Below are 14,677 nucleotides of genomic sequence, written 5' to 3'. Positions count from 1 at the left end.
GAACAGCATTGCGCTCGAGAGCGGGCTTTTCGTTGCAGCCGAGGGTTAGTTGACCTTGGCGGCCAACTCGCCCTTGGCGTAACGCTGGAACATGGCTTCCAGGGAGATCGGCTTGATCTTCGAGGCGTTGCCGGCGGTGCCGAAGGCTTCGTAGCGGGCGATGCAGATGTCGCGCATGGCGGTCACGGTGGCGCCGAAGAACTTGCGCGGATCGAACTCGCTCGGATTGGTCGCCATCAGGCGGCGCATGGCACCGGTGGACGCCAGGCGCAGGTCGGTGTCGATGTTGACCTTGCGCACGCCGAACTTGATGCCTTCGACGATTTCTTCGACCGGCACGCCGTAGGTTTCTTTGATGTCACCGCCGTACTGGTTGATGATCGCCAGCCACTCCTGCGGCACCGAAGAAGAACCGTGCATCACCAGGTGGGTGTTGGGGATGCGCTTGTGGATCTCCTTGATCCGGTCGATGGCGAGGATGTCGCCGGTCGGCGGCTTGGTGAACTTGTAGGCGCCGTGGCTGGTGCCGATGGCGATGGCCAGGGCGTCGACCTGGGTGCGTTTGACGAAGTCGGCGGCTTCTTCCGGGTCGGTGAGCATCTGGCTGTGGTCGAGCACGCCTTCGGCGCCGACGCCGTCTTCTTCGCCGGCCATGCCGGTTTCCAGGCTGCCCAGGCAACCCAGCTCACCTTCCACCGATACGCCGCAGGCGTGGGCGAAGGCTACGGTCTGCTGGGTCACGGCAACGTTGTAGTCGTAGTCGGCCGGGGTCTTGCCGTCTTCTTTCAGCGAGCCGTCCATCATCACCGAGCTGAAGCCCAGCTGGATCGAGCGCTGGCAGACGTCAGGACTGGTGCCGTGGTCCTGGTGCATGCACACCGGGATATGCGGGAATTCTTCGATGGCGGCCAGGATCAGGTGGCGCAGGAAGGGCGCGCCAGCGTACTTGCGGGCACCGGCGGAAGCCTGGACGATCACCGGGGAATCGGTCTTGTCGGCCGCTTCCATGATCGCGCGCATCTGTTCGAGGTTGTTGACGTTGAAAGCCGGCACGCCGTAGCCGAATTCGGCGGCGTGGTCGAGCATCTGGCGCATGCTGATAAGTGCCATGGTGTTCTTTCTCCCGGAGGGATTCGTTAATCGTGCAGCCTGCCGCAGGGGCAGGCGCTATTCAAGTATTCAGGGACAAGGGGTCAGCTCGTCCGCCCCTGGCGCACCAGGGGATGAAATTCGCAGCCCGGATTACATCCGAACGAAGCCGCCAGGGTGGCCGAGTACGTCATCGGCAGCGACCGAGCAGACCAGCCCTTCTTCGCCCTAGCGGTGAAAGGATAGCCGGCCCACGCCGCGCGCATGTCAATCGACAACCCACGGGGAGCCTGGTTCAGCCCGGCCACGGCCTTCCCGAGCAACAGCCTGCTAGCCCTTGGCGCGCTGTTCCAGCACTTCCACGGCTGGCAACACCTTGCCCTCGACGAACTCGAGGAAGGCGCCGCCGCCGGTGGAGATATAGGAAATCTTGTCGGCCACGGCGTATTTGTCGATGGCCGCCAGGGTGTCGCCACCACCGGCAATCGAGAACGCCGGGCTGGCGGCGATGGCTTCGGCCAGCACCTTGGTGCCGTTGCCGAACTGGTCGAACTCGAACACCCCGACCGGACCGTTCCACAGAATGGTCTTCGACGATTTCAGCAGCTCGGCGAATTGCCGCGCGGTCTGCGGGCCGATGTCGAGGATCATGTCGTCCTCGCTCACATCGGCGACCAGCTTGACGGTCGCTTCGGCGTCTTCGGCAAAGGCCTTGGCCACCACCACGTCCACCGGCAGCGGCACGCTGACCTTGGCGGCGATGGCCTTGGCGGTATCCAGCAGATCGGCCTCGTACAACGACTTGCCGACCGGGAAACCGGCGGCGGCGAGAAAGGTGTTGGCGATGCCGCCGCCGACAATCAGCTGGTCACAGACCTGGCTCAGGCTGTTGAGCACATCGAGCTTGGTCGACACCTTGGAGCCGGCGACGATGGCCGCCATCGGCTTGGCCGGATTGCCCAGCGCCTTGCCCAGGGCATCCAGCTCGGCCGCCAGCAGCGGACCGGCGCAAGCGACTTTGGCGAACTTGGCCACGCCATGGGTCGAGCCCTGGGCGCGGTGGGCGGTGCCGAAGGCGTCCATGACGAACACGTCGCAGAGTGCGGCGTATTGCCGGGCCAGTTCGTCGCTGTTTTTCTTCTCGCCCGGATTGAAGCGTACGTTTTCCAGCAGTACCAGTTCGCCGGGCTGGACCGCGATGCCGCCGAGGTAATCGCGCAGCAGCGGCACTTCACGGTCGAGCGCGCGGCTCAGGTAGTCGGCGACCGGCTTGAGGCTGTTTTCCGCGGAGTATTCGCCCTCGCTCGGGCGCCCCAGGTGCGAGCAGACCATTACCGCCGCACCCTTTTCCAGGGCCAGCTTAATGGTCGGCAGCGCGGCGAGGATGCGCGCGTCGCTCGTCACCGCGCCGTCTTTTACCGGCACGTTGAGGTCTTCGCGGATCAACACGCGCTGACCCTGGAGGTCGAGGTCGATCATCTTCAGAACGGTCATGGAATCAGTCCTTTAAGGGGCTGGTTGAACAGCTGTGGTGGATACGGCGAGAAAATGTTCGGCCACGTCGAGCATGCGATTGGCAAAGCCCCACTCGTTGTCGAACCAGGCCAGCAGATTGACCAGGCGCGGCCCGGAAACCCGGGTCTGGCTGCCATCGACGATGGCCGAGTGCGGGTCGTGGTTGAAGTCGCAACTGGCATGGGGCAACTCGGTGTAGGCGAGCAGGCCCTGCAGCGGGCCACTCTCGGCGGCCTGACGCAGCACCCGATTGATTTCCTCGGCGCTGGTGTCACGCGCGGTCTGCAGGGTGATGTCCAGGCAGGACACGTTTACCGTCGGCACGCGTATGGCTTTGGCCTGAATCCGCCCGCTTAGTTCCGGCAGCAGCCGTTCGATACCGCGGGCCAGGCCGGTGGACACCGGAATCACCGACTGGAAGGCCGAACGCGTGCGGCGCAGGTCTTCGTGGTGGTAGGCGTCGATCACCGGCTGATCGTTCATCGCCGAGTGGATGGTGGTGATGGAGACGTACTCCAGGCCCACCGCCTCGTTGAGCAGCTTGAGCAGCGGCACCCCGCAATTGGTGGTGCAGGAGGCGTTGGACAACAGCTGCTCGTCGCCCGTCAGGCACTGCTGATTGACCCCGAAGACCACGGTGGCATCGACCGCGGTTTCGCTGGCCATCGGCTGGGAGAACAGCACCCGCGGCGCGCCGGCCGCGAGGAAGCGCTGCGCGTCGGCGCGGGTGTGATAGGCGCCGGAGCACTCGAGCAACAGGTCGATGTCCAGCGCCGCCCAGTCGATGCCTTCCGGCGTCGCCTGGCGCAGCACCCGCACGCAGCCGCCATTGATATGCAGGCAGTCGCCGTCGACCCTCACCTCGCCGGGAAAACGCCCGTGGGTGGAGTCGAAGCGGGTCAGGTATTCGATGCTGGCCTGGTCGGCCAGATCGTTCAGCGCGACTATTTCCAGGCGCGCCCCGGCACCGCGTTCATGCAGCGCGCGCAACACGCAGCGACCGATGCGGCCGTAGCCGTTGAGGGCGATTCTGTAAGGGCGATTGGACATGGCGATCTCGAATGGATGGCGACCGTAGGATGGGGCGAGGCGCGTAGCCTGAGCGAAGCGATACCCATCAATCGGCAGGATGGGTATCGCAAGCTCAACCCATCCTACATGGGTCAGTCTTCCAGCAGCTCGGCGGCGGTTTCCAGCAGGTTTTCGACGGTGAAGCCGAAGTGCTCGAACAGCGCCGGCGCCGGGGCGGACTCGCCGAAGCTGGTCATGCCGATCACCCGGCCCTCGAGGCCGACGTACTTGTACCAGAAGTCGGCATGGGCGGCCTCGATGGCGATCCGCGCGCCCACCTGCAGCGGCAGCACGGCCTGCTTGTAAGCGGCGTCCTGCGCATCGAACACGCTGGTCGACGGCATCGACACCACGCGCACCTTGCGGCCTTGCGCGCTCAGCTGCTCGTAGGCGGCGACCGCCAGGCCGACTTCCGAACCGGTGGCGATCAGGATCAGCTCCGGCTCGCCCGTGCAGTCCTTGAGTACATAGGCGCCGCGGGCGATGTCGGCCAACTGCTGGGCGGAGCGCATCTGGTGCGTCAGGTTCTGCCGGCTGAAGATCAGGGCGCTGGGACCGTCGTTGCGTTCGATCGCGCACTTCCAGGCCACTGCCGACTCCACCGCGTCGCAGGGACGCCAGGTGTTCAGGTTCGGCGTGCAGCGCAGGCTGGCCAGCTGCTCGATCGGCTGGTGGGTCGGACCGTCTTCGCCGAGACCGATGGAGTCATGGGTGTAGACGAACAGCACGCGCTTCTTGATCAGCGCCGCCATGCGCACGGCGTTGCAGGCGTATTCCATGAACACCAGGAAGGTCGCGCCATAGGGCACGAAGCCGCCATGCAGGGCGATGCCGTTCATGATCGCGCTCATGCCGAACTCGCGCACGCCGTAGAACATGTAGTTGCCGGCGGCGTCTTCGGCGGAGACGCCCTTGCAGCCCTTCCACAGGGTCAGGTTGGAACCGGCCAGGTCGGCCGAACCGCCGAGGAACTCCGGCAGCAGCGGGCCGAAGGCATTCAGCGCGTTCTGGCTGGCCTTGCGGCTGGCGATGGTCTCGCCCTTCTCGGCGACTTGCTGGATATAGGCGGCGGCCTTCTCGGCGAAATCGGCCGGCAGCTCGCCGGCGATACGCCGCTTGAACTCGCTGGCCAGCTCGGGGTAGGCGGCGGCGTAGGCTTTGAGGCGCTGGTCCCACTCGGCTTCGGCAGCGGCACCGGCCTGCTTGGCGTCCCACTCGGCATAGATATCGGCCGGGATCTCGAACGGGCCGTGATTCCAGCCCAGGGCGGCGCGGGTCAGGGCGATCTCGTCGACGCCCAGCGGTGCACCGTGGCAGTCTTCCTTGCCCTGCTTGTTCGGCGAGCCGAAGCCGATGGTGGTCTTGCAGCAGATCAGGGTCGGCTGCTCGCTCTTGCGCGCGGTCTCGAGGGCGATCTTGATTTCTTCGGCGTCGTGGCCGTCGACATTGCGGATCACCTGCCAGCCGTAGGCCTCGAAGCGCTTCGGCGTGTCGTCGGTGAACCAGCCCTCGACTTCGCCGTCGATGGAAATGCCGTTGTCGTCATAGAAGGCGATCAGCTTGCCTAGGCCGAGGGTGCCGGCCAGCGAGCTGACCTCGTGGCTGATGCCTTCCATCATGCAGCCGTCGCCGAGGAACACGTAGGTGAAGTGGTCGACGATCTGGTGGCCTTCGCGGTTGAACTGCGCGCCCAGGACCTTCTCGGCGAGGGCGAAGCCCACCGCGTTGGCCAGACCCTGGCCGAGCGGACCGGTGGTGGTCTCCACGCCCGGGGTGTAGCCGTATTCCGGGTGGCCCGGAGTGCGGCTGTGCAGCTGGCGGAATTGCTTGAGGTCTTCGATGCCCAGGTCGTAGCCGGTCAGGTGCAGCAACGAGTAGACCAGCATCGAGCCGTGACCGTTGGACAGCACGAAGCGGTCGCGGTCGGCGAAGCTCGGGTTGCTCGGGTTGTGCTTGAGGTAGTCGCGCCAGAGGACTTCGGCGATGTCCGCCATCCCCATAGGGGCGCCCGGGTGACCGCTGTTGGCTTTCTGCACGGCATCCATGCTCAGGGCACGAATGGCATTGGCTCGCTCACGACGGCTGGGCATCACTGATTCTCCTACGGGTTTTTGCAACAGGAAGGTCGAAAAAGGCGGCCATTTTCGCCCAGTGGAGCCCGCCGGGGCAATGACAGATAGTCGCAGAGCCAATGTTTTCTGGCTTCGGCGCCAGCAATACCAATATCAAAACTTTTTGATATTGGTATTGCTGGATGAAAAATGACCGACTAGACTGCGCAGCTTATGAATATGCGCGCCCCCCAACTGCGTTTCGAGCCCGTCGACGAACTGGCCGCCCTGTGCAAGGCCGGCGGCGACCCGTTGCGCCTGAACGTGCTGCGCGCCCTGACCAACGACTCGTTCGGCGTGCTGGAACTGGCGCAGATCTTCGCCACCGGCCAGTCCGGCATGAGCCACCACTTGAAGGTGCTGGCCCAGGCCGGCCTGGTGGCCACGCGGCGCGAAGGCAACGCGATCTTCTACCGGCGCGCCCTGGCCCAAGGCGAGCGCCTCGGCGGCACCCTGCACGCGGCGCTGCTCGATGAAGTCGATGCCCTGGCGCTGCCCAGCGCCATCCAGGCGCGGATCGCCGAGGTGCACAGCCAGCGCGCCGCCGCCAGCCAGGATTTTTTCGCCCGCACGGCGGCCAGCTTTCAGGCCCAGCAGGACCTGATCGCCGGCTTGCCGCAGTACCGCGACAGCCTGCTGTCGCTGCTCGACGCCCTGGGTTTCGCGGCGCAGGCCACGGCATTGGAAATCGGCCCCGGCGACGGTGCCTTCCTGCCCGAGCTGGCGCGCCGCTTCGGTCAGGTCACGGCGCTGGACAACAGCCCGGCGATGCTCGAACTGGCGCGCACGCGCTGCGAACAAGAAGGCCTGGGCAACGTCGAGCTGCGACTCGCCGATGCCCTCAACGATGACTACCCGGCCGCCGACTGCGTGGTACTGAACATGGTCCTGCACCATTTCGCCGCTCCCGCCGAGGCGCTGAAACGACTGGCCCGGCAGGTGAAAAGCGGCGGCAGCCTGCTGATCACCGAGCTGTGCAGCCACAACCAGAGCTGGGCCCGGCAAGCCTGCGGCGATCTCTGGCTCGGTTTCGAACAGGACGACCTGGCCCGCTGGGCGGTCGCCGCGGGACTCACGCCGGGCGAAAGCCTGTACGTGGGTTTGCGCAATGGTTTCCAGATTCAGGTGCGGCACTTCGCCAAGCCAGATCAACACACAGGCCCACGGGCCGCTCTCAGCCACCGGTAAACAATAGGAAAACCGATCGATGAGCGAATACTCCCTCTTTACCTCCGAGTCCGTCTCCGAAGGCCATCCCGACAAGATCGCCGACCAGATTTCCGATGCGGTGCTCGACGCCATCATCGCCAAGGACAAACACGCCCGCGTGGCCTGCGAAACCCTGGTCAAGACCGGCGTGGCGATTGTCGCCGGCGAAGTCACCACCAGCGCCTGGGTCGACCTCGAGCAGATCGTCCGCGACGTCATCTGCGACATCGGCTACACCAGCTCCGACGTGGGTTTCGACGGCGCCACCTGCGGCGTCCTGAACATCATCGGCAAGCAGTCGCCGGACATCAACCAGGGCGTCGACCGGGCCAAACCGGAAGACCAGGGCGCCGGCGACCAGGGCCTGATGTTCGGCTACGCCAGCAACGAAACCGACGTGCTGATGCCCGCGCCTATCGTCCTCAGCCACCGCCTGGTCGAGCGCCAGGCCGAAGCGCGCAAGTCCGGCCTGCTGCCGTGGCTGCGCCCGGACGCCAAGTCCCAGGTCACCTGCCGCTATGAAGACGGCAAGGTGGTCGGCATCGACGCGGTGGTGCTGTCGACCCAGCACAACCCGGAAATCAGCCAGTCCGACCTGCAGGAAGCGGTCATGGAACTGATCGTCAAGCACACCCTGCCCGCCGAATTGCTGCACAAGGGCACCCAGTACCACATCAACCCGACCGGCAAGTTCGTCATCGGCGGCCCGGTGGGCGACTGCGGCCTGACCGGGCGCAAGATCATCGTCGACACCTACGGCGGCATGGCCCGTCACGGCGGCGGCGCCTTCTCCGGCAAGGACCCGTCCAAGGTCGACCGTTCGGCGGCTTACGCCGGTCGTTACGTGGCCAAGAACATAGTCGCTGCAGGTTTGGCCGAGCGCTGCGAGATCCAGGTGTCCTACGCCATCGGCGTGGCCCAGCCGACCTCGATTTCGGTCAATACCTTCGGCACCGGCAAGATCAGCGACGACATGATCATCCAGCTGATACGCGAGCACTTCGACCTGCGCCCGTACGCGATCACCCGGATGCTCGACCTGCTGCACCCGATGTACCAGGCGACCGCGGCCTACGGCCACTTCGGCCGCACCCCGGTCGAGATGACCGTCGACGACGACATCTTCACCGCCTTCACCTGGGAAAGAACCGACAAGGCCGCCGAACTGCGCGCCGCCGGCGGTTTGTAAACCCGCCAGCAAAACCGAGAGCCCCGCCCCGTGCGGGGCTTTTTGTTGCCCGCAATCCGGATGACTGACACCCCTCCCGGACTCACACCCTGCCGGCGGCGGCCCCAGAAACTCTCTGCGTCCACCGGTGGCGGATTGAACTAGTCTTCCCGGCATCACTTCCGAGCAAGGACGCTCATGATGAAGACCTGGATCGCGCCACTGCTCATTTCCCTCGCCCTCGATGCCGGGGCCGGCCCTTGTCCCGACTGGCCCGAGGCGCGGGCCACGCGGGAAATAACCGCACTCGGCGCACAGGTCGCCGCCTGGGATAATGCCTATCACCGCCAGGGCGTGTCCCTGGTGGCGGACGAAGTCTACGACCAGGCGCTCGCCCAGCTGGAGCAGTGGCGCAGCTGCTTTGCCGGGATCGGCATGCCGCCTGACCCCCTGGCCGGCAGCGCCGGGCGCATTGCCCATCCGGTGATGCAGACCGGGCTGCGCAAGCTGGCGGACGACGCCGCGGTGCGCGACTGGATGGCGACCCGCGAAGACCTGTGGATCCAGCCCAAGGTCGATGGCGTGGCGGTCACCCTGGTCTATCGCGCCGGTCATCTGCAGCAGGCCATCAGCCGGGGTGACGGCCGCCACGGCCAGGACTGGACCGTCCAGGCACGGCGTCTGCCGGCGATCCCGCAACGCCTGCCGACGCCGCACGACCTGACCCTGCAAGGCGAACTCTATTGGCGCCTGCCCGAACATGTGCAAGCCACCTCCGGCGGCCGCGGCGCGCGCGGCCGGGTCGCAGGGCTGCTGGCGCGCCACAGCCTCGGCGAGCAAGACGCCGCCGGCATCGGCCTGTTCGTCTGGGACTGGCCGGACGGCCCAGCCGAGATGCGCGAGCGCCTGCAGGGCCTCGAGGCCCTGGGTTTTGTCGACAGCCGGCGCCTCAGTCAGCCGATCGGCGACTTCACCCAGGCCAGCCACTGGCGCCAGCACTGGTACCGCAGCGCCCTGCCCTTCGCCAGCGACGGCGTGGTGCTGCGCCAGGGCAGCCGACCGCCGGCGCAGCGCTGGCAAGCCGAACCACCGCACTGGGCGGCGGCCTGGAAATACCCGCTGAGTCAGGCGCTGGCGGTGGTGCAGGCGGTGGATTTCCGCATTGGCCGCCGCGGCCGCATCACCCCGGTGCTGCGCTTGCAGCCGATCAGGCTGGACGAGCGCAGGATCGAATATGTCAGCCTCGGCTCGCTGCAACGCTGGCACAGCCTGGACATTCGCCCCGGCGATCAGGTCGCCATCCAACTGGCCGGGCTGACCATTCCGAAACTGGACAGCGTGGTCTGGCGCAGCCAGCAACGCCCAGCGGTCGAGGCCCCGCAAAGCGGCGACTACCATGCCCTGAGCTGCTGGCGGGCGACGCCGGCCTGCACCAGCCAGTTCCGCGCGCGCCTGGCCTGGCTCGGTGGCAAACGGGGGTTGGCGCTCCCCGGGGTCGGCCCCGGCACCTGGGACAAGCTGTTGCAGGCGCAGCAACTCGACGGCCTGCTCGACTGGCTGACGCTCTCCGCCGTGCAGTTAGCCGAGGTACCCGGTTTAGGCCCGCGCAGCGCCGGCACGCTCGCCCAGAGCTTTGCCCTGGCCCGGCAACGACCCTTTGCCGACTGGCTGCGCGCGCTCGGCCTGCCGCCCAGCGGCGCGGCGCCGCTGGCGGACGACTGGGATGAGCTGGCGCAGCGCAGCCGCGGGGAGTGGCAGCGCCAGCCAGGCATAGGCCCGAGCCGCGCGGCGCAGCTGCAGGCGTTCTTTCGCCACCCGGAAGTCCAGGCCCTGCGCGAGCGACTGCGTACGGCAGGAGTCGCGGGGTTTTAAGCCGGCGCGCACCACCTATCCGCAACTTATACCGCGATCTGGCCTGGGATCAGGCCGCGAAGCAACAGGCTCCCAGTGTCGCGTCAACTCTGAAATGTCGGACCCTGTAGGAGCGGCCGGGCGGCGTTCCGCTTCAGCCACGAAGCTGTGCTGTGCCGCGAAGAATTCGCGGCTAAAGCCGCTCCTACAATAACCAATAAAATCAATGAGATATTAGTTGTTTGATGAGAGGCGCAACGCGCACTAGAACGCGCGAAACTCCTCGTGGCAAGCCTTGCAACTGTCCTCGACACGCTGCACGGGCGCGGCCAGATCGGTACTTTTCAGCGGCAGGGCAGCGGTCGCGGCAACCAGCGCGGCCGTGCCGGCTTCCAACTCGCGTGCCAGTTGCTGGAAACGCGCCTGGCGCTGCCAGACTTCATCCTTGGCGCGGGTTTCACCGCCCTCTTCCTTGACCTGGGGGAAGTGCTGCCAGGGCGCGCGGGCCAGTTGATCGAGTTCGGCCGCCCCGCTGACGAAACGTTGCTCCTTGAAGGGGATGCGCCCACGCAGCATGCCGCCGAGGTCTTCACTGACCTTGAGCATCTGCTTGAAGATGGCCTGGCGCTGGCCCTGCGGTGAATTCGGATCGACACCCCCGCAAGCGGTCAGGGTCAGGGCAAGCACAACGAGGAACAGGCTTTTCAGCTTCATAACACCTTCACGACAAACAGCTTGGGCTAACAGGCCGACAGTATCGTCATACATTGCCAGCGGGCCAAGCGTGGTGTTTTGCCGCAGATGTCAGCGGCTCAAGCCGAAACCACGAACAGGCTGATGATCAGCCCCATACCCACGAACCACACCAGCGAGCGTACTGCCGCCCAATCGGCCAGGTAGCAGAGCCAATACAGCACACGACTGATCACGAAGGCGATGGCCAACTGATCGAGCAAGCCCTGCTCAGCGCCGCCGGCCAGGTGGGCGATGATCACCGCCGCGGCGAACGCCGGGGTGACCTCGAAGCTGTTTAGCTGGGCATTGTTGGCGCGCCGGCCGATGCCGCTGAGGTTATCCAGCAACGCCCGCGGATCATAGTTGTGCCTGGGGCTGAAGCCACCGCTGACAGCCTTGGCCGTGACGGTGGACAGGTAAGGCAGAAACAGCGCGACCAGCACGCACCAGTAGGCAGTTGTCATGGGCACTCCATAGCTTGGGGACAGCGGGCCCCAAGCTTGTACTGCCGACCAGCGGTCGTCCATCGCCCAATCGCCACCATTCGATGGCGTATCGGCCAATCAGGCCGCCTGTTTGCCTTTGCCGACGGCTGCTGACGCGGCCAGCATCGCCCGCAGCAGCACCGCGCAACCTGCGGCCAGATCGGCCGGCGCGGCATTCTCGATCTCGTTGTGGCTGATGCCGCCCTCGCAGGGTACGAAGATCATCCCGGCTGGGCCCAGTTCGGCGAGGAAGATCGCGTCGTGCCCGGCACCGCTGACGATATCCATATGCGACAGCCCCAGGCCCTGCGCCGCGCCGCGCACCGCCTCGACACAGCCCGGCTCGAAATACAGCGGCGGGAAATCGGCGGTGGGGGTCAGCTCGAAACTCAGGCCGTGCTGGGCACAGGTCGCGTCGATCACCCCGCGCACCTCTTCGATCATCGAATCCAGGCGCGCCGGCTCGAGGTGACGGAAATCCAGGGTCATGCGCACCTCGCCGGGGATCACGTTGCGCGAACCGGGATAGGCCTGCAGGCAACCGACGGTGCCGCAGGCGTGCGGCTGGTGCTCCAGGGCCACCCGGTTGACCGCGGCGACCACGGCGGCGGCGCCGACCAGGGCGTCCTTGCGCAGGTGCATCGGGGTCGGCCCGGCATGCGCCTCGACGCCCTTGAGGCTCAGGTCGAACCACTTCTGCCCGAGCGCGCCGAGCACCACGCCGATGGTCTTGCGTTGATCTTCGAGGATCGGTCCCTGCTCGATATGCGCCTCGAAATAGGCGCCTACCGCATGCCCGCTCACCGCACGGCTGCCGGCATAGCCGATGGCATTCAGCGCCTCGCCCACCGTGACGCCCTCGGCATCGCGCTTGGCCAGGGTTTCTTGCAACGTGAACTTCTCGGCAAACACCCCCGAGCCCATCATGCAGGGGGCAAAGCGCGAGCCTTCCTCGTTGGTCCAGACCACCACCTCCAGCGGCGCCTCGGTCTGCACGCCCAGGTCATTGAGGGTGCGCAGCACCTCCAGGCCGGCGAGCACGCCGAAGCAGCCGTCGAACTTGCCGCCGGTGGGCTGGGTGTCGATATGACTGCCGGTCATCACCGGCGGCAGCTCGGAATTACGCCCGGGGCGGCGAGCGAAGATATTGCCGACCGCATCGACCGTCACCGTGCAACCGGCCTCTTCGCACCAGCGCACGAACAGGTCGCGGGCCTGGCGATCCAGGTCGGTCAGGGCCAGGCGACAGACCCCGCCCTTGACGGTGGCACCGAGCTTGGCCAGCTCCATCAGCGACTGCCACAGGCGCTCGCCGTCGATATGCGCTTGGCTGGACTGCAGGACGTTCTCTGCCGTGTTCATGCCGATCTCCTCGTTCTGTCATCTGTGACTCGCCCGCTGGAGATGGGCGCGTCTGCTGGATCGCATCGCGGGCATGGCCCGCGCCTACGGGTGCGGGCTGTCATTACCCGTGCTGCTTTTGCCTCACACCGGTGCCTTGGCCACCAGCGGTTGCGCGCGGCGCAGGCTGCACAAGCCGAAATAGAGCAGGCCGCCAAGGAAGGAGCCAGTGAACCAGCCGTAGTCATAGAACCAGCTGAAGGCGTTGCTGCCCAGCGACAGCAGGGTCAGCGCCACCGGCACGCCAAAGGCGACAAATCCGATCCAGTTCCATGCCGGGTAGACGTCGTCGCGGTACAGCCCGGCCAGGTCGAGTTGCTGTTTCTTGATCAGGAAGTAGTCCACCACCATGATCCCGGCGATCGGCCCGAGCAGGCTGGAATAGCCCAGCAACCAGTTGGAATAGACGCTTTCCAGACTCAGGTCCGAGACCAGCAGGCCGAGTTTCTTCAGCAGTTCGTGGGCCATCAGGCCGAGACCGACAAAACCGGTGAGCAGCACCGCCTTGGTGCGGTTGATCAGCTTGGGCGCGATGTTCTGGAAGTCGTTGGTTGGCGAGACGATGTTCGCCGCGGTGTTGGTCGACAGGGTCGCCACTATGATCAGCGCCATGGCCAGGGCGACCCAGCCGGGGCTCTGGATGTGTCCGATCAGGCTGACCGGATCGGACACGGTTTCACCGACCAGCGAGGCCGACGCGGCGGTCAGCACCACGCCGAGGGAGGCGAACAGGAACATGGTCAACGGCAGACCGATGATCTGGCCGAGGATCTGGTCCTTCTGGCTCTTGGCATAACGACTGAAGTCCGGAATGTTCAGCGACAGGGTGGCCCAGAAGCCGACCATGGCGGTCAACCCGGCGAGAAAGTAGCCCGTCACGCTGGCGCCTTCCGGGCGAGTGGGCGGCTGCGCCAGCAGTTCGCTCATCGACACATTGGGCATCGCCCACACCAGGAGGCCCGCACCGACCAGCACCAGCAGCGGCGCCGAGAGGGTTTCCAGCCACTTGATCGACTCGGCGCCACGCAGTACCACCCACAGGTTGAGGGTCCAGAAGATCATGAAGCCGATCACCTCGCCGGTACCGCCAAGGGCCTTCCAGCCCTCGAAGATCGAACCGAGAAACAGGTGGATGGCCAGGCCGCCGAACATGGTCTGGATGCCGAACCAGCCGCAGGCCACCACCGCCCGGATCAGACAGGGCACGTTGGAGCCGATCACGCCGAAGGAGGAACGCAGCAGGACCGGAAAGGGAATGCCGTACTTGGTGCCGGGGAAGGCATTCAGGGTCAGCGGTGCCAGCACCACGATGTTGGCCAGCAGGATCGCCAGCAGCGCCTCGCCGACCGACAAGCCGAAGTAGGCGGTCAGCACCCCGCCGAGGGTGTAGGTCGGTACACAAATCGACATGCCGACCCAGAGTGCGGTGATGTGCCACTTGTTCCAGGTGCGCTCATGCACCTTGGTCGGGGCGATGTCGTGGTTGTAGCGCGGGCTGTCGAGTACGTCGGGGCCAGCGGCCAGTTCGTACAGGCCATCGCGCTCGGTCACTTGCGATCTGCTCTGTTGCATGGAGCCTCTCCAGGAATTGTTCTGATTGTTCGCTCATCGGGATGAGCCGATGGCCGGAGTATTTTGTGTCTCAGAGCCGGCCGACTCGGAAGCGGCAACACTCAATAAGCGTGCCGAACTCCTCACCAGCCCTACTGAAACCAGCTAACCATCTGATCTGTAACAACTTTACAACACCGCCCACTCTCCTTGCAGAGCTATCGTCCGTTCATCGGCAGCCGTCCCGGCATGCCTGTCCACATAGTCAGGATTCAAACTGGTGCAGGCAACCATTTCCGCACCGTCGCGTGCCAGTCACGGACCCGACTCAGACACTTTAATTTCCACTGCAAATCTCGACTAAATCTCAATCTTGTCAAGCTCGTCAAAATGGCCACTCCCTTACAATTTCCGCGTATTAAATATTTAAACGTTATTTTTCAATAACTTAATTACATAGTAATTTGCTGTAAAAATAATCTTGCTCAATC

The 14,677-nt window shown here is 65.3% G+C and carries 11 protein-coding genes; 3 read left to right on the top strand and 8 right to left on the bottom strand.

What is annotated here, in order from left to right; translation table 11 throughout:
• Positions 1–45: 45 nt before the first annotated feature.
• From fba to tkt, 4 genes are all read right to left on the bottom strand, one after another.
• Positions 46–1,110 carry a class II fructose-bisphosphate aldolase gene (gene fba, locus ABZE94_RS06960; protein ID WP_238043574.1) on the bottom strand — a complete coding sequence of 355 codons (1,065 nt, stop codon included), beginning with the start codon at positions 1,108–1,110 and terminating at the stop codon, positions 46–48.
• A 309-nt stretch (positions 1,111–1,419) separates the two neighbouring features.
• On the bottom strand, positions 1,420–2,583 hold the full coding sequence (locus ABZE94_RS06955; protein WP_372874811.1) for a phosphoglycerate kinase: 1,164 nt from the start codon (positions 2,581–2,583) through the stop codon (positions 1,420–1,422).
• 12 nt (positions 2,584–2,595) lie between these two features.
• Complete coding sequence (gene epd, locus ABZE94_RS06950) at positions 2,596–3,654, bottom strand: erythrose-4-phosphate dehydrogenase (protein ID WP_372874810.1); 1,059 nt, start codon at positions 3,652–3,654, stop codon at positions 2,596–2,598.
• Positions 3,655–3,767: 113 nt separating this feature from the next.
• The gene (gene tkt, locus ABZE94_RS06945; protein WP_372874809.1) at positions 3,768–5,765 is read right to left on the bottom strand and encodes a transketolase; all 1,998 of its coding nucleotides are present in this window, start codon (positions 5,763–5,765) and stop codon (positions 3,768–3,770) included.
• A 195-nt stretch (positions 5,766–5,960) separates the two neighbouring features.
• Between tkt and ABZE94_RS06940 the strand changes: the two genes are divergently transcribed.
• The 3 genes from ABZE94_RS06940 (at position 5,961) to ligB (ending at position 10,035) form a co-directional block, all read left to right on the top strand.
• On the top strand, positions 5,961–6,974 hold the full coding sequence (locus ABZE94_RS06940; protein ID WP_372874808.1) for an ArsR/SmtB family transcription factor: 1,014 nt from the start codon (positions 5,961–5,963) through the stop codon (positions 6,972–6,974).
• A gap of 19 nt (positions 6,975–6,993) precedes the next feature.
• Positions 6,994–8,184, top strand: a complete 1,191-nt coding sequence (gene metK / locus ABZE94_RS06935; protein WP_372874807.1) for a methionine adenosyltransferase — start codon at positions 6,994–6,996, stop codon at positions 8,182–8,184.
• A 180-nt stretch (positions 8,185–8,364) separates the two neighbouring features.
• Positions 8,365–10,035 carry an NAD-dependent DNA ligase LigB gene (gene ligB, locus ABZE94_RS06930; protein WP_372874806.1) on the top strand — a complete coding sequence of 557 codons (1,671 nt, stop codon included), beginning with the start codon at positions 8,365–8,367 and terminating at the stop codon, positions 10,033–10,035.
• A gap of 243 nt (positions 10,036–10,278) precedes the next feature.
• On the opposite strand, the gene ABZE94_RS06925 is transcribed toward ligB, so the two are convergent.
• From ABZE94_RS06925 to ABZE94_RS06910, 4 genes are all read right to left on the bottom strand, one after another.
• Complete coding sequence (locus ABZE94_RS06925; protein ID WP_372874805.1) at positions 10,279–10,728, bottom strand: cytochrome c; 450 nt, start codon at positions 10,726–10,728, stop codon at positions 10,279–10,281.
• A 98-nt stretch (positions 10,729–10,826) separates the two neighbouring features.
• A complete protein-coding gene (locus ABZE94_RS06920; RefSeq protein WP_372874804.1) occupies positions 10,827–11,213 on the bottom strand; it encodes an MAPEG family protein in 387 nt (128 codons plus the stop codon).
• Between the two features lie 99 nt (positions 11,214–11,312).
• Positions 11,313–12,596, bottom strand: coding sequence for a Zn-dependent hydrolase (locus ABZE94_RS06915; protein WP_372874803.1), 1,284 nt, complete (start codon positions 12,594–12,596; stop codon positions 11,313–11,315).
• 123 nt (positions 12,597–12,719) lie between these two features.
• The gene (locus ABZE94_RS06910; RefSeq protein ID WP_372874802.1) at positions 12,720–14,207 is read right to left on the bottom strand and encodes an NCS1 family nucleobase:cation symporter-1; all 1,488 of its coding nucleotides are present in this window, start codon (positions 14,205–14,207) and stop codon (positions 12,720–12,722) included.
• Positions 14,208–14,677: the final 470 nt, after the last annotated feature.

It is taken from the genome of Pseudomonas sp., assembly GCF_041601375.1.
GTDB lineage: Bacteria > Pseudomonadota > Gammaproteobacteria > Pseudomonadales > Pseudomonadaceae > Aquipseudomonas.
The sequence above is the reverse complement of the archived record's forward strand: the minus strand, read 5'-3'. Positions and strand labels throughout refer to the sequence as shown.